We start from the raw sequence: 23,162 nt of genomic DNA on the forward strand, positions 1-23,162 counted from the left end.
ATCGGATAGTAAACAACTAACCCTGATATCTAACAGTTTTGTTTTTGGTTGCTTTTAATTAAGCTCGTCCTTTTGTAGCACTTTTTTAAGCTCGTCCTTTTGTAGTTTTTCAGTCATATTAGTTACTCTAAACCATTTATAAAGCCCAAAAAGGGAAAAAAGACTTCCAACTGCTAGAAACAAGTCTTTGAATATGTCAAAAGAATTTATATGCTCATTTAAGATCTTAATCTTAGATTTATTATAGTTTATTACTATTTTTTTGGTTAAAATATCAAGCTCCTTAGTCTTAATTTTTTCAAATTCTTTATTATAGTTTGATTTCAACTGCTCAATTTTTTTTGTATCTAATTCACTTTTTGTTTTATTTTCTAATTTAGAAAGGGTTTCTTTTGTTAGCAATTTTAAATTTCCTACATCTTCTTTCAATTGCTGAATTTGTAGGTTTAAAATTTCAGTATCCTTATTATGTATATTTATTTCTAATTCAAGTTTTTGTTTTTTTTCTAATGGGTATATAAATGAAAACACTATCATAAACACACCACCCATGAATAGGAATTTATACAAATTGTCAGAGCTTGGAAATAAACTTGTTAATTCCATATTAAAATGAATTTATTTTTTGCCGGTCTACTTCTAATTCATCCATTACATTCTTAATGGATTGTAATGTATCATTGTTTATTTCTATAATATTTTCTAATTCCTCTTTATGCTGAATATTAGCTGAACTACTATCACAACAAGTTAGGCTCAAAACAGCAGCTAAAATTATTAAAGACTTTCCTACTTGTAGCTTAAATTCAATTTTTCCAGGAGATTGTAGATTTAGTCTAATTGCATTATAGTCTATTTCTTCATTAAGTTGGAAATGCACATCTATACTTTCGACTAAGTCCTGAATTCCTTCAACCAACTTTAACAATGATTTTACATTTATTTCTCTTTGTGTTTTAATGTCAAGGACAAAGTGAGTATTATCTTCTTTAATATAAAGATTACTTATAACGTTGTCGATATAACGGCTATAGTCTTTGACACTACTAATTGTGTGTCTAGAAATTTTAATTTTGTGAAATGTTGGGTCCAAATCCCCTATGGCTTTTTTAGTAATCCATCGAATTTTTTTCCTTTTACGAAACTCACAATCGGCTAAATTATCATTTTCAATGTATGTTAATGAATCAGAAACCTCTCCAAAGGCAAAATAATTTGAACTATGGCTAGGGATTATTACTATGTCGCCTTTTCTAAGGTTAATAAAATTTAAAAGCTTATTGTATATAGCAGTAATATTACCTTTAGAGTTTTGATCTTGAGGGTCTAGCTCTTCAATTCTAGCAATTTTTTCTTTGACTACATCTTTCTGGGAATTTAGTAGTTCATCAAGAGTTATTTGGTTCCAGCCAATACCTATAAATCCATTATTTGTAAATGTATCAAAGTACTTACCACTATCGGTCCTTACAAACCAATATTCTGTTTCTCTTGATATCTCAGATACTTTACTTACTAGTTCTTCTATTATCATTTTTTTATTGATTAGTGTTAGTGGTTAGTGTCTATCAACCTATTTGTCTTAATATAGATGACTAAAGGCAGATCATATATTCTTAGGATTTTATTGACTTTTGAACATATCTGATATTCTTTACTCCCTAATAAAGAATAATACTATGTAATACGTAAATATATATATAAAGACTCTTTACCTCGATATAGTAATAGACATTCCTTGAGTAAATGAGTACAATTTACTCTCCCTGTAAAAAAACAAAAGCCCAACTACTCAAGCTAGGCTTCTTTATGAACTCATTTATACCAATAGATTCCATCTTTCCACAGAGGTTCCCCTTCCACATAGTCTTTTGGGTAAATCTTTCCTACGGGGATTAAGGGATCACCCACATTTGGGAAGAATCTGGGATTGTAAATAGATTCAATGTTAAAAAGCTCGTAAAGATTTGTAAGGCTGTAGCTTTTAATATGACCGGGAATTTGACTCTGGTCAAATGATTCCATGTATTCAAAATCAAGTACCGTATCATCATCTTCTTTATACACCATCTGAGTTTTGTAAATGATTTGCCCTCTGTATAATCTGATTTTTTGAAGGGCGTGTAGATCCGAGCGAAGCTCCATGATATTATACAGGTCATCAAGTGGTATGAACTTATCATTTACATAATAACTACACAAGGAAAAGAAATAAGTATGCTCTTTCGAATTGACAAAAAAACCTTCCAACCATCCACCTGCTTCGGGATAATCCTCCTTTTCTCTGGAGACATAGTGATAAGCATAACAAATCATAAACGTTACTCCCTCTGAGTAATGGAAATAAAAGTCATTATTTAAGAAGTGATAATGTTGATTGTACTGTTTGACCTTTGTAATTCTATTTTTTTTATCCTTATACACTTCAAAATATTCATTGGGAATAGAAGCCTGAGGGATTTTACCTGTTGGTTGTATCTTTAAAAAATCAAAGGCAGTATACCTCCCGGCATAGATCATTTTTTGATCGGTATAATTCTTTGAATCAGATATTTTTCTTGCTTTGTTGAGTATTTCTTTAATTAATATGCCTTTGTCATCTGATTGGGAGAAAACAGATATATAGCTAAATAGAGCCAGGATTAATAGAATATACTTTCTCATGGTAGTAATTATCTTCTTCGTATTACATTTTTTGGTATTCTAGTAGCATCTACAAATACAACCGGACGAGGTCCTGTACTCTTTAAATAAAAAGATGTTGGGAATCGAGGAGCATAAGGTAGTCCATCACGATATTCCATAAACCCCTCATTTTTGCTTGAGGGAGCTGTTAAATATGTATCTAATAACTTTCCATGATATGCTTTTGCCGAATTATCATGATTCAGCCAAAGTGTTTTACCCCGAAACTCCGGAAGTGACGATAAGGATTCTCCCAAACTTCCTTTCCCATTAGGGTTTTTAGCCCCTGCTCCGCATCCAGTTAAAAAGATTGTGCCTCCCTTCTTTACCATATTTGCAAGGTCCTGTAGAGCTAAAATAGCCATCATTCTGCCTGATTCAAATAAGGTATTATTCTTCATGTCTTCTACATCCTTACTATAAAGCATTTTAGCTCCTGAACGTAATGAGGTATTTGGAAAGCCAAAAGTCACTACCGCAATTGCACTAGCTCCGGATCCATGTGACCTTACTATTAAGGTAGTAAGTTTTGAAAGTTTGGTTTCTGTTAAGTATGCTTTCGTTTTTTCAACAGCTTCATCTAATGTCTTTGCAAGAATAAAATCCCAGTTAACATTATCAATTGCTTTTTCAAAATTTGTTTTAAATTCATTATCATAACCAATAATAAGGTGACCTTTTCCTCTCCACTTTTTTTGAGTTGTATCTTCTTCTTTTTGCTCTTTTTCAGCCTCCGAATCATCCACTACCGGTCCCAATACGTTACCTGCTCCGGCGGTCAAATTATCGTAGGAATCGGTTAATGGGGTCGGCTCCGTCTTCACGCTCAAATCCGTTTCTTTCCAGTAGTGTTCCAGGATTTTCACTCCTCCATCGTAGAGAATGGCTGGAGAGAGTTTGACTTGGGTCATCATCGGTTCCCCGTTAACTCCGTTGAAATGGTTTTTGAAAAAGACGCAGTGTACATCGTACAACTCAAACACCCGGCTTTTGCTGTTTTGAGTCACCGGGGAGACGACAATCTTTACCTTTTTCACCATATCCATTCCCACCGACCAGGCAAAAAAGCTTTGATCCGAGGTGGTTTCAAAAGTAATGTCAAAAATCGTCCCGTTGGGTTTTCCCATCGGTTTCCCGTGTTCGTCTACCGAGCGGGTAAACCGGAATTTAAAGTCAAGGATATTCACTGCTTTATCCTCAACATAAAGTCTTGCAATCAGGCTCATATTTCAAGGTCTTACTGGTTGAAAAAATAACTGAAAGTAGTTAGTTGCCTTGCTAGTGAGTATAAGTATAAAAAACACAATGTAATACGTAATTATACACACAAAAAAGCGCTTAACCTTGAAATATTATTAGTTTTTTTCAAAAAGGAATTACCTGAATAAAGGCATCTACAACCCCGTTTTTAAGCTTCGTAAAGTCGCTAATCGATACAAATTCTGTAAGTTATGCACAAAGTCCACCCGGGTATAACGGCTGGCGATACGGGTTGTAAAACTCTCTCCGGATTGTGTCAAACAAAAGCCGTGTTTGTGGTAGATGTTGGCACCGCTCATTTCAAAGCCCATGGCCAAGAGCCAGTTGGGCTGTAAGAGGACCGGAAGGACCTTGTCGGCCGGTTGGCGGTTAATCAATTGTTGATCGTAGTCCAGGTGGCTTACTTCTTCCAGGCAGAAGCGTTTGTCTTGCTGCATTGCCCGCATGTCCACGTAATTGCCCGATTGCAGACCGGTATTGGCATTACTCTGGTTGGAATGCAAGGAAATATGGCCGGAGTAAATCAGCTCATTTTGAGTGCCGATACGCAGCAAATAGCTCCGCTCGGTGACCTGCGGGGTAGCCGAACGGTAGGTAATCACAGGAGTGTAACCGGTAGGGTTGCCGGAAAGATTGGGATTTGCTTGGGCTACCAGATACAACTTGAATGAAAAGCGACTTTTTGATGATCAAAAAGTCGCTTTTTTTATTTTCTGTGTCTCGACCTGATTCGTTAGGCTGATGCGCCTTTTTCTCCATGAATGGCAAAATCACCACAGAATTGACCTCTGAGGTAAAGTTTCGTTGTGGTTTTGGGGATTACAAGACATGAAAGCCAGGAGAATTAGTCATTGTCCAAGTACTTCATGGCTTTTTCTTTCGTCTTTCTTAATTCCGATATATTTTCATTTGTTGCTTCAAAAAGATCCAACCCTTCTTGCCCATTATTCCAAGTATACTCACTTTTTGGTTCCTTCTTGCTCTTTTTCTTTAAGAAGGAGTTTCTTGTGGCCATAATCAGTATTATTTGCCCAACCGCTAAACAGGCAATTAATTGACCTACTCCATCATCCACTTCTCCCATAAAATAATCCTTAAACTTATTCATAACAACAAAACCCAAAGATGCGTACATAATTGAGCCTATCCCAAATGGAAGAGTTCTATTTTTTCCCAAATAACTCCATATTCCAACTCCCAGATTTAACACTCCCCAAATGAGGAAAACTTTGAATTCCAGCGTCATACTGTGTTCAAAAAAGTAAATGGCAGCTGATATACAGGGTATGGCCATTAACACTATAATGGAGGTTGCGATCGCCTCGATTTTATCATAATAACCCAGTTCTTTCATCTTGATGGTGGAACTAAATAACGAATAAGTATATAAGTACAAGGAAGGATATCCCCCTTTGGCAGTCGTTGTCTTTAATCAGTTTTTCGAAAACCTTTTGTATCAATATTATTCAAGTAGTTCACACCCCATTTCGTCCAGTAACAGTTTAATGCTCCAAACTGCTTTTTCAGCATCGCTACCGGGAAGTTGATCATTGTCTTGAATACGGTAAATCGTTCTTAAAAAAGGTGTTTCGGATACTTCAATATCCATTAATTTTTTCAAGTTTTTTATTTTTTGATCAAAGTTTTCTATCGCGGTCCAATTTACTCTTATACTTCGCAACTGCTCCAAAGCATAAATTTCCGCTGGCAATTCTACCAAATCACTCCAGGAAAAATTCACAACAATCGGATGCGTTAAAAGCCGGATATCAGAGGAAAGCCGTTTCATGCGAAGCCCAATCAAATGAATTACATCAAAACGGTTTAGATTTTGGAAATCTTCACGGGATAACTCAGTGATATCCTTTCCAGGAAGTATAATTTCCTTTAAGGGCTTCTTTTTTCCCGAGTACTTTTCATCTATTTCTTCTGAAAGGTGTTTTATCTCATTGGGAATAGAATTTAATTCTTGCTGAGAAAAATCAAGTGTACCAAGATTATCAGTATACTCTAAAGTGTAATTTAAATGCTTCATATGATCAGAAGTTATTTTTGAGTTTTGATGTAAACTTAAAAGCCTTTAAACAGGTATCACTGGTGTTGTAACCGGACTTACCGGTTGGTTGGTTTCAAGAAAATACCTTTCTTTGGATTTTGATTTCGCCCCGATTCTATTATAAAACTTCATGGCGCGCTTATTAAAAGCAGGGGTTTGCCATTGAATTAAATTACAACCCAATAATACTGCTTCTTTCTTAATTCTATCAATCAGTTTTTCACCTATTCCATACCCTCTGCACTCCTCTGTCAAAAAGAGACAATCCATATAGATATAATGGTTTGCATCCCAGGTAGAGAATTGTTTCATATACGTTGAGTAACCAACGATTTTATGATCTATTTCTACAATTAAGCAATACAAGGCGGGTGTTTCCGAAAACAGGAAATTACTTAACTTTTCCTCTTTCTTGGTTTGGTCGTATTCTGCTTGCTCGTAAGCCGCGTGTAATTTACAAAGCTCGATTACACCGGAAATATCTTCCCGTCTTACCGGCCTTATCGCAATTTCTTTCATTACATTTCTCCGTTATAAACCTCTTGTAAATACCCTTGGTAATTGGGTGCCGAAGCTTGCTTCAACACATTTCGCATCCAAGATAACCTTTCGTGATTAATTACCTCGAGTTCCCAGATACAAGGAGCAAGTCCATCCCCTGAGATCCGTTTGAAGGCATCCGGTTGCTGAGAATCCGTCATAAAGATATGCGTGTTAAGCATGTTTTTCCCAACCCACCAATTGACCAAAGAAAATATTCCTTCGGTGCCTGCATGAAGGATCAAAAACCCAATGTTCTCATGACTCGCATCAAAGCTATTCTTCATCGAAAGCCATTTTGGCAACTCAGCTTTTACACTCTGATAGTATTGAGGATGTTCAAACTCTCCAACCTTTGAAATTGTGTATATTTTAATCGCCCAATTGTCTATCCTATACACTTCTTGAAATCGTATTTTTCTTGTTTTGTATTCTTCCATATACCTAATCATATCACCGGATTGTGTAACGTCCGGCATTGGTGCCATTCTTTTAACACCATGGGTAATGTCGCAAATATTCCAAGCACCTCCCAAACATACGGCATATGGAATACAAGCTCATACTACGGGCTTGTATTTTTTTATCCTTATCGTTTTGTCCTCAATGTATTTTCACTTTCTCCAATTCGTATGCAGCGATAAGTTATTGGAAAACCGTCTATAGTTTTTTTTCATTTTGTAAGTAAAACACCAATGATCAAGTCTCTCTTTTTTATATTTTCGTAATTATTATGAACATGTTTATACATTCTGTAAATGGTCTGTTCAACAAAGAAAAATAATATGAGTATTGAAGTTAAAGCGGCAGAAGAAAAAGACCTTCCGGCAATACTGGAAATCATAAATTATGAAATTCGCCATTCTACGGCCATATATGACTATGAGGAAAGAAGCCCGGAAGCCCAACGAGAGTGGTTACAACAAAAACAGCAGGAGCATATGCCTGTGCTTGTGGCAGTATTAGAAGGACAGGTATTGGGATTCGGGACGTATGGAACCTTCCGTCCAAAAGTTGGGTACCGGTTTTGTGTGGAACACTCTGTGTATGTTTCTGAAAACGCAAGAGGCAAGGGAGCCGGATCGGTCCTGATGGAAGCCCTTATCCAATCAGCCAAACAACAAGGCTTACACTCTATGATTGCCGGAATTGATGCTGCAAACCAAAGCAGTTATGATTTCCATATAAAGTTTGGCTTTGAAGAAGTGGGCAGGTTAAAAGAAGTGGGCTATAAATTTGATCAGTGGCTGGATTTGGTATTCATGCAGCTTTTATTAAAATGAAAGAACTATGCCTATCGAAATTTATGATTTACAAAATGGCTTTGCTACTTTTCTCAAGAAAACTACGCCACCATAAACCATTCACCTCATGCTATTGAAATTGCGATCAGCATCCGGAATACCTTTGCCATAGAAACCCCATTACAAAAAGAAAGATGTAAGGCTTGAGAAATCCGTAGCAATGGTTTGCTTTCAATTGTATGCAGGAAAAAAAAACATAAATTCCGGTGAATTCACCCCACTCAAGGGAGTATTAGTCCCATATCTGCCTCTAGCTATTTTTGTAGGTACTCATGAAATCCTTTATCCCGACATTGTCGATTTTCACGACAAATTAAAAGCAAACCACCTTAAAGGTATACATTGGCAACAAAATGCAACATATCTATCCTATTATGCCAATACCCGAGAGCAAACAGGCCGTTGAAAAAGTGATAGAGATTATCAATTCGGATCTCCGGTCCCCAATTAAAAAACGATTATTTTTCGAACTTCCCATTCCGGTATTTCCAGACAATCCGTTCTTCTTTGTCTTCGGTTTTGCCAGGTCCGTCATAATAACTGATCAAAACGGTTTCAACCAGTTCACTCACACCGTCATTATCTTCGTCAGAAAAACTTACTTCATGCACTTTACTCACCGTATCTCCTTTCTTCAGTTGCATATCATCCATCACTCCGGAGTTGTCAAAGGAATGATTTTCATAAATCATGTTCGCCTTTTTTCCGGAAAATGACATAATACTGTACTCAAAGGTACATTTTCCATCTTTACACCGGTTGGCCTTACAGATCACCTCCGATTTTCCATCATTGTTAATGTCTTTTACTTCAGCGATGGCATACCATTGCTTATACCAGACCAGTTTTCCATTCGCATTGTACTTTAATAAAAGGTAGATCGGCATTCCATCATAAAAGCCAAAAGGGAAGTCGCCACCCGGAGCACATACCGCCAAGTACTCTGTTTTTCTTTTGTTAGAAAAATGCCCTTCATAGATGTTGATTTCATCTTGAATTACTTCCAACGCCTCAGGTGTTGGAAGCAACTCCGTATCGTACTCTTTGGAAGCAAGCATATCGGCCACCTGCTTTTTTATCGCTTCTTTGGAAGGTTGAGCTATGCTGTAAAGGCTGTTCATTATACAAAAAACAAACAACGCTAGGGTTATGTGTGGGAAAATTTTCATAGTTTAAAAAGTTTATTTGCCCGAAAATAATCATTCAACAGAAGTTAACAAAGCATATGCAAGCAGCATGTAATCTTCTTCTCAAAATCGTAAAAAATCACTGATGATGAAACACTTACCGTCAAGGATCACTTTCTCTACAAAACCTTTCCAGGGGGCTAAAAAAGTACTTATGTATCAATCACAAAGCCGTAGTCTTTTACAAGATTGAAAGACTACGGCAAATATGATTTATAAAGTACGTTCGGCTATTCTGTATCGAATTCCGCCTTTTTCAAAAGTTTGCTCAGTGGGGGTTAAAGCAAATTTCTTATAAAAGGACAGTTTATCTTCCCGGGCATTGCACCACAAGGTTTTCACACCCAATGCCTGTACTTGATCAATCACATGATTTAACAATACGGATCCATAGCCTTTGCCCTGTTCTTCGACCAAGGTGGCAAACTTCCGGAACTGTGCCGCCTCTCCTTTCACAAATAGTGAGACAACAGAAGTTAATTTTTCGTCTTTAAACAAGCCAAAGTGCAAGCCTTGATCATCTTCTTTCAGTTTTACATACTCCAAGTCACGATCAGGCCACATGACGGTTTTCCGCAACGCCCAGGTTTCTTCCGCTTTAATAGTTTTAATTTGCATCGCTCTAGGTATTTTTCTTTCAAAGGTATAGCCCCCAGGCTAAAACAAGTCTGTATGAAAGATAAAAACTCCCTGTTCTTTCGGTAAGTACCTACTTACAAAGTAATCAGTTTGGCCTTGTCAGGTCTTGAGAAAAAACCGGGTTCCGGTTGTACAAACTCTATATTAGAGAGCCTTGCTTCCCCCAGTTGTTTGGTAAACCCCAAATCTTTGTTCCACTCCCAAAAATTCCAGGTAGTGGCCATGGGTACCCCTTCCACTTCTTGATAATCGTGGTACGAAATGGCATGTGGTTTTTCGTTGGCTTCTTCGAATGTTTTACCAAATGTGACAATGTATACGGCAGCATACAAACGATGATTATCCAGGTCCTGATGGATCAGGTACCAGTCGTCCGGGGCATCTCCCGTCCCCTTCTCAAAAGTCAACTTTCCAACTTTACAAGTTCGTTCGTTAACGGTTGCATTTTCTTGCATTTGCCACTGGGTTCCCGGATCGCTCAGTTTAAACGGCATAGCAAAAAAATAAGGCCAGGTAAATATATCAAAACGGGCCATGGGATGCTCCACCGAGTCAGGAGTCTGGTATACCAATTTTCCATCGTATACGAGGCAAAGGCCATCTTCACGGTCAATACGGATTCTAGAGGAATTGGTCGCTACTGTCACTTTGCCGACCATCACCTGATTGCCACCAAAAGTCAGATCAAAATCGAAGGCAATGGCCTCTTTTGCCATAAAATCTTTTTTGTGATGGACCTTCTCTATACTGTTTACAAAACTTGCTTCATCACTGAGAGTTGTTGATTCCTTTTGATTTTTGGAAGTACAAGCCCAACAAACCGCCAGCCCTACAAGTAACATTAAACTTTTCATACCTATTCCATTTATAAAGTAAGAGATTCTGTTTTCCCATCTATAAAAAATTAACCTAAAAGAGCTTGGTTTCAGTTTCAAATGGTTACAACAACCTCTTGACAAAGAACGCTTAACAGGTATTTCTTTAGCAACTAATCTCCTATATTTATACCATTAACCCGGTTCCGGGTACGAAACCATTTATTCAATATATGTTTAACTTATGTAGCATAATTCTTTCTCTAAAAAGATTTATACTTCAAATACATTTTTAATATGAAAATTCTCCAACGCTCCCATCCAGTATTGGCCTCTTTAGACATTGCTAAAACTGTGGGTTTTTATGAAGAAAAACTTGGCTTCCATTCGATCTGGATGGATGAAAACTATGGCATTGTGGAACGAGATGAGATTGCCATTCATTTTTGGAAATGTGCGGATAAATTATTTCCGGAAAACACAAGTTGCTATGTGGAAGTCACCGATATTGATGTCCTCTATCAAGAGATGTTAGCAGTAAAGGTAGTACACCCTAATGGACCACTCAAAAAACAAGCTTGGGGAATGAGAGAATTTGCCATCCTTGATTTGGATGGAAATCTGATCAAATTTGGTGAGAAGATTCAATAAGAACGAAACACAAAAAAACGGCCTCTAAGCAGAGACCGTTTTTTTGTGTTTATCGACAATTAACCGAATAGGCCTTTTTATAATTACATCGGAACAATACTGATAGCTACCCCACCACTGGCTGCCAGTTTAAGCGGCAATTCCGATCCGGAAGTCACTTCCATTTCTTCGATCTTATACGCTGTAGGGTTATCCAGGTAGTGTGCGTCTTCTCCATCGGCATAGAGGGTTGCTTTGTATTTTTTGCCGGATTCCAGGAAGTCCAGCTTTATATTCATATTTCTCGGATTTTCATTCGTTATGGCACCGACAAACCAACGTTCTCCCCCTCTTTCCTGCCGGGCAATGGCTACGTATTCGCCAATCTCGGCATCCAGCACCTTGGTGGTTTCCCAGTCGGTTGCCACATCCAGGATAAATTGGAATGCCGGATGACCTTCGTAATTTTCCGGCAAGTCACAGGCCATTTGCATCGGAGCATACAACACCACATACAGAGCCAATTGTTTGGCTAATGTCGTATTGATTTGGTTGTTCGGTTGGGTGGGAAGTTGGATATCAAAAACACCCGGGGTAAAGTCCATCGGACCGCCCAACAAACGGGTAAAAGGCAAAATAGCCGTATGAGAAGGGGGGTTCCCTCCATCCCCTGACCAGGCATTGTATTCTTGCCCGCGGGCCCCTTCTGCTGACACCATGTTCGGATAGGTTCTGCGCAAACCGGTTTGTTTAATCGGTTCGTGGGCGACCACTGCCACCTTATGCTTGGCAGCCATATCCGCTACATTTTTGAAGTGCTCGACCATAAATTGCCCATGATGCCATTCATTGTTGTTTAACTTTCCGACCATTTCCACATAACCCGTTTTTACGGCTTTCATACCATGCTTTTCCAAAAAGGCATAAGCCTCTTCCAACTGACTTTCGTAATTCAATACATCGGCCCCGGTTTCATGATGCCCGATGATATACACCCCTTTGTCTTTGGCATAACTGCACAGTTCATCAATATTGTAATCCGGATAAGGTTCCGCAAACCGGAAGTTGCTTCCGTCTTGCATCCAGTCACCATCCCATCCGATGTTCCAACCCTCTACCAACACGCCATCAAAACCGTATTTGGATGCAAAATCAATGTATTTTTTGGTATTCTTAGTAGTGGCAGCATGCTTCGGACCCGAATTCCATGTGCCGGTATTGATATGCATTTCCCACCAGATACCAATGTATTTGCCAGGTTTCACCCAGGAAACCTCTCCGATTTTGTTCGGCTCGTTCAAGTTCAAAATCAGGTAGGAGGTAATCAGATCACCTGGTTTTTCAGCAATTTGCAACGTTCTCCAGGGTGTTGCGGAGGGTGCTTGCATTTTTGCCTTCACCCCTGTGTTCCAGGGCACCAAGTCGCATGTTAACGTTTGGTTTTTATCTGATGCCAAAGTCATGCTGGAATAATTTTGTAAAGCAGCTTCATGAATACTCAGATACAAGCCCTCCGAAGTTTGCATTGTCAAAGGCGTATGCACTGTATCCAATGCATTGATAGGGTCTTTTTGATACAGATATTCATACCGGTTGCCTTTGTAGGCAGGTGTCCACCAGGCTTGATGATTACCCGTCATTTTAAACTCTGTCAATTCGTCCGTCACCTGGATTTCCTTTAAATTTTCTTGCTCCGGAAATACATAGCGAAAGCCAGTACCATAATCATAGACTCTGAATACTACATCAAACTTACGGTTTTGACCTTCTTTCTCCTGAAAAGACACAGTGAGTTCATTGTATTGATTACGGATTTCCCGCTCCTCTCCCCAGGGTTGTTCCCACGTTTCGTCCAACGAACGAGTTGTCGAATTGATAACTTCCAGCTTTTTATCAAAAGAAGGGCCACCGGCCAATACAAAGCCCAGAGCGGAAGTATCTACCACTACTTTATCTTTAAACATTATTTGGTAGGCAGGTTGTCCTTCCTCTTGCAAGAAGACATTCACCTTGACTAAATTTCCCGGTGAGCCCACCTCATAAATGTTCTTTTTTTCAGGAGTGCTGCAAGCCCCTGTAATGACAACACAAGCTAGTAAGACTGCAAATAGTTTTCTCATTTCAGTGTAAACTTTTAATTCTAATTCAACAACTAATTCCCCTAGAGGTAAACTCTCATTTTTTATTTGAACCTAAGGATCTCTTTCATTTCATCACTTTCTGCTCCCTGTTTCATTACCCTTTTTGGCCAGTTCCAGAATCATGGCTCTATTCGCCGGAATCCGGATTTGTGTCAGATCCGAAATATGTTTTTCTTCCAATACCTCCCATGCCGATGTATGTCCATCCCACACTTCTTTAAAGCGGGACATTTCCAGTGTTTTATTTTCCTCGTTATTGTTGATCAATACCATCACCGTTTTCTGTCCGGTATAGCGGGCATAAACATACACATTGTCATAAGGCACAAAATGTTTTAACTTCCCATGGTGAACCGCCTCTTCTTGTTGCCTCCACCGAAGGAGCTTCCGTACGTATTCAAAGATTTCGTTTTCAGGCTCATTGCGTCCCTTACGGGTAAAAGCATCCCGGGTATCATCCGGCCATCCTCCGGGAAAATCTTCCCGGATCACCCCATGGTCACCTTTGCCTTTCATCAGTATTTCCGTACCGTAAAATAATTGAGGAACTCCCCTGGTAGTGAGTAGAAAGGTCATGGCAAGTTTAAACTTTTCCGGATCCCCACCGATTTCAGAAAAAAAGCGGTCCATATCATGGTTATCCAGAAAGATCTTGTTGTTTTCCGGCTGACTATATAAAAAATCTTTGGACAACACGTCATAGAGAGCCTTCAAGTCACCGTCTTTGCCGAAGGCTTTCCGGGTAGCAAAACACACCGGAAAATCACTGATCCCCGGCAAGTATGAGTTAAATACCGTTTTATCCCGGGTTTGCTTACCGGCCCAATAAGCTTCATTGGCTACATTGTCCACCCAGGTCTCTCCAACTATATAGAAATCCGGGTACTCCTGAAGAATGCGTTGTACCCATTTAGCCATCATATCTTTTTGATTATAAGGATACGTATCCATCCGGATGCCATCCAAGTTTGCATACTCAATCCACCAAAGACTCATTTGTATAAGATAATTGGCCAACAAGTCATTTTCATGGTTCAAATCAGGCATAGAAGGCACAAACCAACCCTTCACCATTTGTTTTTTATCTGTATCCGAAGCATAAGGATCGGAGAGAGAAGCAATGGCGTGGTTCGTTCCCGTATACTCCGGCCATTGGTTTATCCAATCTTTCATTGGTAAATCCTTCATCCACCAGTGGTCCAGTCCACAATGATTGAAAATAATATCCATCACCAATTTCATCCCTTGATCATGCAACTGTTTTGAAAAAGCCACATACTCTTCATTGCTACCATAGCGGGCATCTACTTTATAATAATCGGTGGTAGAATAACCATGATAGGAGTACTCTTTCATATCGTTTTCCAACACCGGGTTTAACCAAACAGTTGTTACGCCCAAATCTTTCATGTAAGCGATTTTGTCTTTCACTCCCTGCAAATCTCCTCCATGCCTACCACCATGAAATTCACGATTGGGCTGTTCTTTTAAACGGGCTATTGCATCGTTTCCCGGATTGCCATTTGCAAAGCGATCAGGGGTAACCAAGTAAATCACATCACCACCATCCAAACCCGCCTGAGCGTTGACAGTTTTATTTTTTTCTTTTAACTCATACGTGTAATGCAAAGTAGTGCCTCCTTCCCATTCAAACTCCAAGGGAAATTTCCCCGATTCTGCCTGAGATGAAACTTCAAGATCAATAAATAGATAGTTCGGGTTTTCTACCTGTTGCACTTTCTTTACGCGTATGCCTTCATGGTTCAATTTGACTGTAGCTTGCGAAATATTTTTTCCATACACTAACAATTGTAGTTGTGTATTGTGCATTCCGGTAAACCAAAAAGGGGGTTCCACCCGCTCCAAAGCCTGATCTTGAGCGTTAGTAGTAAGACTAATGGCTTGCAGCAAAATGGCTACAAGTGTCCATTTAAAATATCGTTTTTTTAATAGGCTCATGGCGAACGTTTTTTAGGGTATTAAATTCAAATGTTAAGGGGGCGTTTGCTTATGTGGGGCAATCCACCCGTCCGGTCAGGCTTGCTCCCTGTTAAGGAGGGGAAGTTGTTTTATTGCCTTTCTCCCAATTTCACTGCTTAACCTATTTATTTCACCAAAACCCTCTCTCTTCCCGATTGCTCACCTTGCTCCAAATGGATAAAGTACAAGCCGGAAGGCAGGTGGTTTACAGAAAGTGTGTATTCTTTTCTTTTCACTTCCGTAAATACCTTTTCGAACAAGGTTCTTCCAAAAAGGTCGGTGATACGAACTTCCGTAGTTTGCGTGGAATGCTTGTCCATAGCGATGGTTAAAAGATTGCTTGCAGGATTGGGGTACACTTTGGCAAACCCAGACAGGTCATCTTTCAAGCCGGTAATCAAAGGCGCTGTAGCGGTCACCTCGTCTGAAGCGCTTTCCCCGTATTTATTCACAGCCACTACCTGGTAGGTATATTCCATTTCTGATTCCAGGTTGGCATCTACATATTCACGTTCCTCTATGCTTACACTGCCAATAGTGGAAAAATCTTCTCCTTCTTTTGCGCGCAGAATTTTAAAACTGGTTGCAGTTTCCGAATCACTGGTCCAACTCAGGGTGATGTTCTTATTGTCTGTATTTGCCTGAAGGTTTTCTACCGGGCTTGGAGCCACAAAAGCCATCAGTTCTCTTTCTGCAGGGGTAATCGGATAATTGGTATATAGACGAAATTCTCCGGGGTCGAGCGACAGTACTCGGTTAACATCCGTCACTTCCAGCAATTCCCCTCCGGAAAAATAGTGGTACCAATCACCGGCAAAAGGAAAATTCGCTGTGATACTTTTTTTAACCACATCAAAATTCCCTACAATGTACACACTCATTTCCTCAGCCATCTCCGGTTGAACTTTTCCCGAAGGATGTACCAAACGGATTTCTTTGCTTAATGAAGTATTGTTGGTCAGAGTTAGCTGGCCGGTTTGAAAAACTTCGTACGAAAAACGCAGCTGTATTAATGCTTGCAGGGTTTTCCAAAGTTTTAAACGCTGTGTATCTTGAAAATAGTCCCACTTGGCCGGTTTGGGATCTGTTCGACAGCTGTTATCTACAGTAGATCCGTCCGAACAAAGGTTGATAGGTAAATCATACCCCAACTCTCCAAACTGCCAGAGCATTTTTGGCCCAGGTAAGGTATAGAAAAAAGCCGATGCAGCTTTAATTCTATCCAAGGCTGTAGAAAGGTCTTTCGTAGAATACCCGGAAGCACCATTGCCAAACTGTTGTAATTTATACATAAGCCGTTCTTCATCATGGCTTTCCATATAACTCACCAGATGTGGGTTTTGCCAACCTCTTTGGCTGTGCATACCCCAGGCAATATTGGCATTTTCCTGATACCCCATCGCCATTTGCGCATAGCCTTCTTGCATATTTCCCCAAAGCATCATTCCGTAATCTGCCAATTCCGTTTCTTCCGAATTATCAGCAAAATGCTCCAGAATGACATAAGCTTCCGGATCTTTTTCCCAGACCTTATCCGCCATCCGTTTTAACAAAGTGATCCGGCTTTCGTCACGGGCACTCCATTGCCCCACCGAAGAAGAAAAGTTTTGAGTAAACCCTTTCGAAAGGTCAAACCGGAAACCGTCCACTTTGTATTCCTCCAACCAGTAACGATTGACACTATCCACAAAGGCTTTGGTATTGGCCGATTCATGATTAAAATCAAAAAAGACATTAAAAGGATGCTTGGCCACCGAATTCAACCAGGGGTTATCAGCTGAAGGACGGAAATTGGCTTCATCCCAATACAAAGCAGCCAAAGGATTCGACTCGTGTGTATGATTCAGGGCAATATCCAGAATCACTGCCATTCCGTATTCATGACACGTATCGATTAAAGCTTTTAAAGCATTTTTACCTCCATAATATTTGTCAGGTGCCAAAAAGAAATTTGGGTTATACCCCCAGGAATTATTTCCTTTAAACTCCATAATAGGCATCAATTCAATCGCATTCACCCCTAAGTTTTTCAGGTAATCCAAAGAATCAATCAAAGTTTGATAAGCATGAGTACCTAAATAGTCCCGCATCAACAGCTCATAGATGACTAAGTTTTCCTTGGAAGGTCTTTCGTAATTTGTCGCTTGCCAAGTGTATGCCGGTTGTCCGGTTTGTACTACGGAAGCAATTCCCTTGGCTAAGGGATTTTCAGGATAGTCGATCAAATCCGGATAGGTAGTTACATCAATATAATGATCGTCATACGGATCAGAAACAAGTTCGCTGTAAGGATCTGCTATTTGAATGGATTCATCCACTAAATACTGAAAGACGTAAGGTTTTCCCGCTTCCAATCCCTCGATTTCCAGCCAAAATATGTCTCCGTCTTTTTTCATTTGATGAACCGGGCCGGGTTGCCAGTCGTTAAAATCTCCGATCACGTATACAGATGATTTTCCAGGTGCTTGTAAAGCCAAACCCGCTTGCGTAGCATTTTCACTATAATTAATGCCCAAGCGGATATTTTCAGGTTTTGTGACCTCTTCCGTAGCCTGCCGGATCAGGAAAGAGAATGATTTCATCGCTACTTTGCCATTTGCTTTGGCAGTTACTTTTACTTCCCGCTTACCTGTTCCGGTGGTTGTATATTCATAACTGACTTGCGTAGCCGCAGATTCTTGATAAACGTCTCCGCCATCTACTTCTATTGTAATATCAGCTTCTTGAGAAATCTCTGCAGAAATATTTATTTTTCCTCCTTCGTCTATAAACAAAGGAAATGTTTGAGGGCTATTTAAAGAAACCTCTAAAGTCCCCTCTTCATAGATAGTCAACATAAAATCTTCTGTCTGAGCAGAACCGTTGGCATTTTTCAACAAAAGTCCCAGTTTCGCAATGGGTGTTCCTTCCGGCACATTGAAATAAATTCGGGGAGTAAAGGTAATTTGCCAACGGTCATCTCCGATAAAAGTCATTTTACCGGGTTCGAAAGGTTGGTTAAAATCCGATTGCCCGGTGGGTTGAAACTCAAAAGCGTTCCCCCCTTCCGTAGAGCCGGCCCCTGACCATAGATACACTCCATCGGTCAAACCCAATAATCCTTGTGCGCGGCTATCGCTGGCTTGTTTCACATCAAAAGTAAGCGTTACGGGCTGGTCGGCTGTAGGAAAAGCAGGATCGCTGGATACCAATTGCCCCTTTACTTGTGACAAAACAAATAGAAAAAGCAGGATGAATAAGTTGGTTTTCATGAATATAGTGATTCATTAAGTTTTCATTGAAACTTATTGTTTGAAAGAGCTATAAGCCTCTGATTCCCCCGGTACCAAGTAGATTGGCACCGGAAGAAAGAGTGTCATCTATTTTGAAAGGAGACCTATCTAGTCTATTTTAATCACGGCATAATGTCCTGTAAGGTCGTTGAATTTAATCAGATAGTTTCCGGCTGTAATGCCAAGGTTATCTTCATCCTGCACACCTATGCCATAAGGCAAGCCATCCAAAGAACCCCAATTTACTGTCCAGGTATCATCGGCACGAAACTTCATTTCGCCATCAGTCAGCACTTGACTAGCGATCATCCATTGGTGCGGGTCAAAAGTTGACTGCTGCATATCCGTATCCGGGTCCGCCCATTCGTTAGGCGTTGCAGAGCCAATGATGCCAATACTGGTATATGAAGTGGCTCCACTTGCATCATACGTCTCCACGGAATAGGTCATGGCTTTAAAATCCATGGTAACCGTATAATATCCTTCTGAGGGAATAGCTATTACATCGGGATCAGCCCCATCTCCCAGATTCACACCCAACTCTCCTTCTATCGCTCCTTTACCCCACTGAGGTTGCCATTCGCCCAAAGTAGACAAAAACTTAAAATTTCCAACGTTGAACTTTCCGGTATAGGTAAACTCCGTTTTCTTTGTAGGATGGCGATACATCAAGGTGGCCTTGGCATTGTCCCAAGCCCCTTCGGTAGCATCCCCTACCATGTACATGGTTTCATAAGCCGGTTCGGTCACCGTAACGGTCAAGGTATCTGTGGATGTATTTCCATAAATATCCGTGGCTTCCACCACAATATCATACTCCCCCAAAGTCATATCCGAAGCAATACGAATTGCTTGCTCACCACTGGCAAAGACGTTCAGAGTGTCCACCCCATTGCCAAAAAATTGTTTTTCCAAACCTAATTCAGCGGCTTTCACTTTTACCTCACTCAAGCCAAAGTAGTCTGTAATTTGAATATTGATTTCCAACACATCTCCCAAGTATACTTCGGTGGAAGAAATGGGGTCAAATAAAATGGCAGGTCCCTCGGCATCTGTCCCGAAATTCACCGGAATTTCTACGGAAGTAGTATTTCTCCGTTCGTCCATCACCTCAAGCATGACCCGTTGTACCAGGGCAATATCGGCATCTCCGGGAATGGTAAAACTAAAGTCCAGGTTATAAGATGTACCGGAGAGCGTCATGGTAGAATCAATTCCCCACTCGGGCATGGTGACTTTCGCTGAAGTCAGTTCTTTATTGTCTGTCAGGGTGGCTAATAATTGAAAGGCCCCTCCTTTTTGATACACCGTTTGAAACACCTGATCGTTGATTGCGACCACCGGTTTTTCAATATCATAAGTAACCCCCACTTCATCTTCTTCACAGGCAGTGATAAATCCTAACAGGAAGACCATCATCAAACTATAGAGTAATTGTATCTTTTTCATTTTCACAGATAGTTTACGTAAGTTGATCGTAATAAATGACTTCTATAGTTTCTAATGCAAAGGCACTAAACTCACGCTTACCTCCTCGGTTTTAGCAGAACCGTCAGGGGTTTGAATGACCAGGTTAAGTGCTTCAAGAGAAGTCGCTTCTTCAAAAATCCTGTTGAGGATCATACTTGCTCTGAACTTTCCGTCACCTTCCGGTTTAGTCACTCCTTCTATCACTTGAGCTCCATCTGTAGTGGATAAGATAAAGTGTATCTCCGTAGCGGTTTTCAGGCCTTCTACTTTCGTGAGATTTTGATTAAAGAAAAGTGTCACCACATCATCTACGGTAAACTTTTGAGGGAAGAAACTAAACTCTTTCTCCTCATCGTCTGACTTGGGTACGATTAAAAAATTCTCCCCACCTACGTCTCTTCCCGAAGCCGCCCAATCACCATTGTCGTTAAACAAACAGTTGATTTCAGTAATTTTCTCGCTAAAGGCATAGTACTCCGAAGGAATAAAATCAATTTTATATATCCCGTCTCCAAGGTCTTTCAACAAGGTTTCCGGTTGACCGCTTTCTATCACATTTTGCCAACCGTTTACTCCACTGTGCATAGAAGGTTGTTTGCCCACTAGTTGTCCTTGGGAACTTCCTCCGTCACTCCACGCCAAATTGGCATTCAAAATAATCGTCAAAGGTTCATCGCCTTTGAAGTTTTTGGGATAATAATCCAGTATTTTCGTAGCGACTTTGCTAAAATCATATACTTGGATGGCCGTACCACTATCCGCATCAAAATTACCCGTTTGTTTACTGCCATCTTTGGTTTTTAACAAACCGAAAATTTGCGTAATTGCACTGGCATCCACCCCGTAAAAATCCGTGGGCACCATGGTAAAGCTCCACAAATTACCATCCACTTGAGTCAATTTGGCCTCTTCGCTGGAATTGTCCCAAGTCCCGAGTTTGGCATCCGGTTGGTTGGGCTCCCAGGTCCATAAATACAGAGGTCCCACTTCTCCGTCCAAATCCGTTCCGGTGACGTCAAAGTAAAAGGTCACTTCTTCATCGGGCGTAAAAGCCGCCGGATGAGAATATATTTTGCTAATTTGCCCGGCAGCCCATAGTTGTTGGGTACCAAGCAACAAGATCATGACAATGGTATATATCGAAAGTGGTTTCATGAGTTCCGGTAGTTAGGGTTGCACTTTGGTAAATGTGTAGACATAGCTGAGAATGGGAATATCTCCCTCAAAGCGTTGGAATTTCAACTCCAGATTAAACCCTTTGGAGGGCACCCGGTTAAGATAAAACACGCTGGTTGCTTCCGTAGCCCCATCCGTAAACAACATCACTTTGGTAGGAAACTCTACGTTGTCAAACTGCCAGGTACCTTCCGTATCTACATAGTTGGGCGCCTTGCCTTTTACTTCAAACGTTGCAGGGTTACCTTCGTCATCCGAAGTAAAACTGATATGATAATCGTCAAAATCGAACAAATCGGTAATGTCCATTTCATAATTTAAAGCTCCGTCATTCAACGCAATCTCGTCAATCTGCTTCACGGACTGCACCGACCAATCCCCTTCAATGCCTTCAATTTTATTTACTTTGTCGCCAATGGCCGGAAAATCATCCGGTTGGCAGGCACTTACCCCCCACCAGAGCAACAGGCAAATTCCTATATATTTATAAGTAGTCATCTTCATATTTTTTTAGAGCGTTAAAATTCATGTTTTAGGAATAAGAATGGAAGACAGACATTTTTTTTCACCGACCACTTCCTTTTTCTGATCCTTGCTATTGGCATCCTCCTTTTTCATTCAATTCAAAATAACCGGGCAATTCTTCGCTGGCAGGGAATTGCAACACCATCCCGGGACAATTCCAAGGTGCACCTCTTACTACCGAAGTTTCTCCTAACGCCCCAATCCTTTTGATTTGTTGGATTCGATCACCTTCCAAAAGCAATTCTTTTCTCCGCTCCTCCCTCACTTTTTCAACCAGCTCCTGAGCCGTCATTCCGGAAGACAAGGCAGACAATCCTGCACGGGTACGGACTACATTCAAGTCTGCTAAAGCTTGATTGAGGTTTTGGTTCTGAGCGGCCAAAGCTTCCGCACGAGTCAATAACATTTCTGCCAAATGAATGACTGCCACATTAAAAAAATCGTCATTATAACGGTTTAACACAAGTATTTCCGGTCCTTCATCTACATACGCTTTCATTTCGAACCACTCACTTCGCTTATCTGCAGCATCCGCAGTGATAAACTCATAAATAGAACCGGAAGGCTTTAAGAAGGGCTCGGCATTGTCCGACCTGAATTTGCCTGTATATTCCCCGGCATTGTTGTCGTTATTTCCAGGGCTCACAGTCGTAAAAATAGCCTCAGTAGAAATATCTTGAGAAAAACGGCCTTGTACCTCATTTTCCAATTCAAACTGTCCACCGTCAATCACTTCTCCGGCATATTTGGCTGCATTGGCAAAGTCGTTCATTTGGAAATACACCCTGGCCAAAAAAGCTTTGGCCGCCCAGGAAGTTGCATAAACCCCGTTTTCTGCCGGCAATATCGCGATAGCCTCATTTAAATCTTGTAGAACCTGGTCGTACACTTCTTTCACGGAGGCTCGTGGTAACACCTCAGCAGCAGAGCTGACTTTTAAGGCGATTCCCGGATGGGAGTTGTCAGAGGAATATCCATAAGGCTGGGCCATCATACGAATTAAATTAAAATGCATGACCGCACGGATAAACAAGCCCTCTCCTTTCATGCGGGACGCAGAAGCATCGTCCAAATCCGGAATACTTCCAGACTCTACGACTTCTATCAACACATTGGCCCGGGCAATGGCCTTATAAGGATCTTTGTAATAGGTACCGATCTCCGAATTAAAAAAATTCGTATTCCGGTTGTACACCTCTCTAAAGAAGCCGTTGCCATCGACAAAATTATTGCCTATGTTGTCTGCTAACAAGGCGGATAAAACCTGGCTGCGACCATTATATATATTGGCAAATACGTCATACGCCGAGTTCAACAACAATTCCAAATCGGCCTTCGTTTTCAGAGCCTCTTCCCTGGTAAAACTGTCAGATGGTAAAGGCACTTCCAATTGTTCGTCACAAGAGGTGGTAAAAAATAGTAAAGCAGCCACCCAAGCAATGATATATTTTATAGAAAATTTCATAGTATTTCTTAGTATTC

21 protein-coding genes are annotated in these 23,162 nt (G+C 40.4%); 2 read left to right on the forward strand and 19 right to left on the reverse strand.

Features of this window, described 5'->3' with window-relative positions:
* Positions 1–54: 54 nt before the first annotated feature.
* The 9 genes from AAG747_RS14200 to AAG747_RS14240 form a co-directional block, all read right to left on the reverse strand.
* On the reverse strand, positions 55–606 hold the full coding sequence (locus tag AAG747_RS14200; RefSeq protein WP_346821841.1) for a hypothetical protein: 552 nt from the start codon (positions 604–606) through the stop codon (positions 55–57).
* 1 nt (position 607) lies between these two features.
* Positions 608–1,534, reverse strand: coding sequence for a hypothetical protein (locus AAG747_RS14205; RefSeq protein ID WP_346821842.1), 927 nt, complete (start codon positions 1,532–1,534; stop codon positions 608–610).
* Positions 1,535–1,815: 281 nt separating this feature from the next.
* Complete coding sequence (locus AAG747_RS14210; RefSeq protein WP_346821843.1) at positions 1,816–2,664, reverse strand: hypothetical protein; 849 nt, start codon at positions 2,662–2,664, stop codon at positions 1,816–1,818.
* 8 nt (positions 2,665–2,672) lie between these two features.
* Complete coding sequence (gene tssD, locus AAG747_RS14215) at positions 2,673–3,911, reverse strand: type VI secretion system tube protein TssD (protein ID WP_346821844.1); 1,239 nt, start codon at positions 3,909–3,911, stop codon at positions 2,673–2,675.
* Positions 3,912–4,079: 168 nt separating this feature from the next.
* Positions 4,080–4,607, reverse strand: a complete 528-nt coding sequence (locus AAG747_RS14220; RefSeq protein WP_346821845.1) for a hypothetical protein — start codon at positions 4,605–4,607, stop codon at positions 4,080–4,082.
* A 182-nt stretch (positions 4,608–4,789) separates the two neighbouring features.
* A complete protein-coding gene (locus AAG747_RS14225; protein ID WP_346821846.1) occupies positions 4,790–5,299 on the reverse strand; it encodes a hypothetical protein in 510 nt (169 codons plus the stop codon).
* 108 nt (positions 5,300–5,407) lie between these two features.
* The gene (locus AAG747_RS14230) at positions 5,408–5,980 is read right to left on the reverse strand and encodes a leucine-rich repeat domain-containing protein (RefSeq protein WP_346821847.1); all 573 of its coding nucleotides are present in this window, start codon (positions 5,978–5,980) and stop codon (positions 5,408–5,410) included.
* Positions 5,981–6,025: 45 nt separating this feature from the next.
* A complete protein-coding gene (locus AAG747_RS14235) occupies positions 6,026–6,520 on the reverse strand; it encodes a GNAT family N-acetyltransferase (protein WP_346821848.1) in 495 nt (164 codons plus the stop codon).
* A complete protein-coding gene (locus AAG747_RS14240; protein ID WP_346821849.1) occupies positions 6,520–7,029 on the reverse strand; it encodes a hypothetical protein in 510 nt (169 codons plus the stop codon). Before AAG747_RS14240 ends, AAG747_RS14235 begins: the two co-directional genes overlap by 1 nt.
* A 297-nt stretch (positions 7,030–7,326) precedes the next feature.
* On the opposite strand from AAG747_RS14240, the gene AAG747_RS14245 reads away from it, so the two are divergent.
* Positions 7,327–7,824: a GNAT family N-acetyltransferase gene (locus AAG747_RS14245; protein WP_346821850.1), complete on the forward strand. Its 498-nt coding sequence runs from the start codon at positions 7,327–7,329 to the stop codon at positions 7,822–7,824.
* 479 nt (positions 7,825–8,303) lie between these two features.
* On the opposite strand, the gene AAG747_RS14250 is transcribed toward AAG747_RS14245, so the two are convergent.
* The 3 genes from AAG747_RS14250 to AAG747_RS14260 all read right to left on the reverse strand — a co-directional run bounded on the left by AAG747_RS14250 (position 8,304) and on the right by AAG747_RS14260 (position 10,525).
* Entirely contained in the window at positions 8,304–8,966 is a 663-nt protein-coding gene (locus AAG747_RS14250) for a hypothetical protein (protein ID WP_346821851.1), read from the reverse strand.
* Positions 8,967–9,245: 279 nt separating this feature from the next.
* Complete coding sequence (locus AAG747_RS14255; protein ID WP_346821852.1) at positions 9,246–9,650, reverse strand: GNAT family N-acetyltransferase; 405 nt, start codon at positions 9,648–9,650, stop codon at positions 9,246–9,248.
* Positions 9,651–9,745: 95 nt separating this feature from the next.
* Positions 9,746–10,525, reverse strand: a complete 780-nt coding sequence (locus AAG747_RS14260; RefSeq protein WP_346821853.1) for a hypothetical protein — start codon at positions 10,523–10,525, stop codon at positions 9,746–9,748.
* Between the two features lie 258 nt (positions 10,526–10,783).
* Here AAG747_RS14260 and AAG747_RS14265 point away from each other — a divergent pair, with 258 nt between their 5' ends.
* On the forward strand, positions 10,784–11,137 hold the full coding sequence (locus tag AAG747_RS14265) for a bleomycin resistance protein (RefSeq protein WP_346821854.1): 354 nt from the start codon (positions 10,784–10,786) through the stop codon (positions 11,135–11,137).
* A gap of 83 nt (positions 11,138–11,220) precedes the next feature.
* Here AAG747_RS14265 and AAG747_RS14270 read toward each other — a convergent pair whose 3' ends face one another.
* The 7 genes from AAG747_RS14270 to AAG747_RS14300 all read right to left on the reverse strand — a co-directional run bounded on the left by AAG747_RS14270 (position 11,221) and on the right by AAG747_RS14300 (position 23,145).
* Positions 11,221–13,236: a glycoside hydrolase family 97 protein gene (locus AAG747_RS14270; RefSeq protein WP_346821855.1), complete on the reverse strand. Its 2,016-nt coding sequence runs from the start codon at positions 13,234–13,236 to the stop codon at positions 11,221–11,223.
* Positions 13,237–13,329: 93 nt separating this feature from the next.
* The gene (locus AAG747_RS14275; RefSeq protein WP_346821856.1) at positions 13,330–15,216 is read right to left on the reverse strand and encodes a glycoside hydrolase family 13 protein; all 1,887 of its coding nucleotides are present in this window, start codon (positions 15,214–15,216) and stop codon (positions 13,330–13,332) included.
* A 146-nt stretch (positions 15,217–15,362) separates the two neighbouring features.
* Positions 15,363–18,488 carry an alpha-amylase family glycosyl hydrolase gene (locus tag AAG747_RS14280; RefSeq protein ID WP_346821857.1) on the reverse strand — a complete coding sequence of 1,042 codons (3,126 nt, stop codon included), beginning with the start codon at positions 18,486–18,488 and terminating at the stop codon, positions 15,363–15,365.
* A gap of 129 nt (positions 18,489–18,617) precedes the next feature.
* Positions 18,618–19,958 carry a SusF/SusE family carbohydrate-binding protein gene (locus AAG747_RS14285; RefSeq protein WP_346821858.1) on the reverse strand — a complete coding sequence of 447 codons (1,341 nt, stop codon included), beginning with the start codon at positions 19,956–19,958 and terminating at the stop codon, positions 18,618–18,620.
* Between the two features lie 51 nt (positions 19,959–20,009).
* Positions 20,010–21,134, reverse strand: coding sequence for a hypothetical protein (locus AAG747_RS14290; protein WP_346821859.1), 1,125 nt, complete (start codon positions 21,132–21,134; stop codon positions 20,010–20,012).
* A gap of 12 nt (positions 21,135–21,146) precedes the next feature.
* Positions 21,147–21,653, reverse strand: a complete 507-nt coding sequence (locus tag AAG747_RS14295; RefSeq protein ID WP_346821860.1) for a DUF5004 domain-containing protein — start codon at positions 21,651–21,653, stop codon at positions 21,147–21,149.
* A 97-nt stretch (positions 21,654–21,750) separates the two neighbouring features.
* Entirely contained in the window at positions 21,751–23,145 is a 1,395-nt protein-coding gene (locus AAG747_RS14300) for a RagB/SusD family nutrient uptake outer membrane protein (RefSeq protein WP_346821861.1), read from the reverse strand.
* Between the last annotated feature and the right edge of the window lie 17 nt (positions 23,146–23,162).

It is taken from the genome of Rapidithrix thailandica, assembly GCF_039710355.1.
Taxonomy (GTDB): Bacteria; Bacteroidota; Bacteroidia; order Cytophagales; family Flammeovirgaceae; genus Rapidithrix; species Rapidithrix thailandica.

Bases quoted from the DNA above. Each gene is read 5' to 3' on its own strand.
- AAG747_RS14200 (WP_346821841.1), bottom strand. From the start codon at position 606: ATGGAATTAACAAGTTTATTTCCAAGCTCTGACAATTTGTATAAATTC.
- AAG747_RS14205 (WP_346821842.1), bottom strand. From the start codon at position 1,534: ATGATAATAGAAGAACTAGTAAGTAAAGTATCTGAGATATCAAGAGAA.
- AAG747_RS14210 (WP_346821843.1), bottom strand. From the start codon at position 2,664: ATGAGAAAGTATATTCTATTAATCCTGGCTCTATTTAGCTATATATCT.
- tssD (WP_346821844.1), bottom strand. From the start codon at position 3,911: ATGAGCCTGATTGCAAGACTTTATGTTGAGGATAAAGCAGTGAATATC.
- AAG747_RS14225 (WP_346821846.1), bottom strand. From the start codon at position 5,299: ATGAAAGAACTGGGTTATTATGATAAAATCGAGGCGATCGCAACCTCC.
- AAG747_RS14230 (WP_346821847.1), bottom strand. From the start codon at position 5,980: ATGAAGCATTTAAATTACACTTTAGAGTATACTGATAATCTTGGTACA.
- AAG747_RS14235 (WP_346821848.1), bottom strand. From the start codon at position 6,520: ATGAAAGAAATTGCGATAAGGCCGGTAAGACGGGAAGATATTTCCGGT.
- AAG747_RS14240 (WP_346821849.1), bottom strand. From the start codon at position 7,029: ATGGCACCAATGCCGGACGTTACACAATCCGGTGATATGATTAGGTAT.
- AAG747_RS14245 (WP_346821850.1), top strand. From the start codon at position 7,327: ATGAGTATTGAAGTTAAAGCGGCAGAAGAAAAAGACCTTCCGGCAATA.
- AAG747_RS14250 (WP_346821851.1), bottom strand. From the start codon at position 8,966: ATGAACAGCCTTTACAGCATAGCTCAACCTTCCAAAGAAGCGATAAAA.
- AAG747_RS14255 (WP_346821852.1), bottom strand. From the start codon at position 9,650: ATGCAAATTAAAACTATTAAAGCGGAAGAAACCTGGGCGTTGCGGAAA.
- AAG747_RS14260 (WP_346821853.1), bottom strand. From the start codon at position 10,525: ATGAAAAGTTTAATGTTACTTGTAGGGCTGGCGGTTTGTTGGGCTTGT.
- AAG747_RS14265 (WP_346821854.1), top strand. From the start codon at position 10,784: ATGAAAATTCTCCAACGCTCCCATCCAGTATTGGCCTCTTTAGACATT.
- AAG747_RS14270 (WP_346821855.1), bottom strand. From the start codon at position 13,236: ATGAGAAAACTATTTGCAGTCTTACTAGCTTGTGTTGTCATTACAGGG.
- AAG747_RS14275 (WP_346821856.1), bottom strand. From the start codon at position 15,216: ATGAGCCTATTAAAAAAACGATATTTTAAATGGACACTTGTAGCCATT.
- AAG747_RS14280 (WP_346821857.1), bottom strand. From the start codon at position 18,488: ATGAAAACCAACTTATTCATCCTGCTTTTTCTATTTGTTTTGTCACAA.
- AAG747_RS14285 (WP_346821858.1), bottom strand. From the start codon at position 19,958: ATGAAAAAGATACAATTACTCTATAGTTTGATGATGGTCTTCCTGTTA.
- AAG747_RS14290 (WP_346821859.1), bottom strand. From the start codon at position 21,134: ATGAAACCACTTTCGATATATACCATTGTCATGATCTTGTTGCTTGGT.
- AAG747_RS14295 (WP_346821860.1), bottom strand. From the start codon at position 21,653: ATGACTACTTATAAATATATAGGAATTTGCCTGTTGCTCTGGTGGGGG.
- AAG747_RS14300 (WP_346821861.1), bottom strand. From the start codon at position 23,145: ATGAAATTTTCTATAAAATATATCATTGCTTGGGTGGCTGCTTTACTA.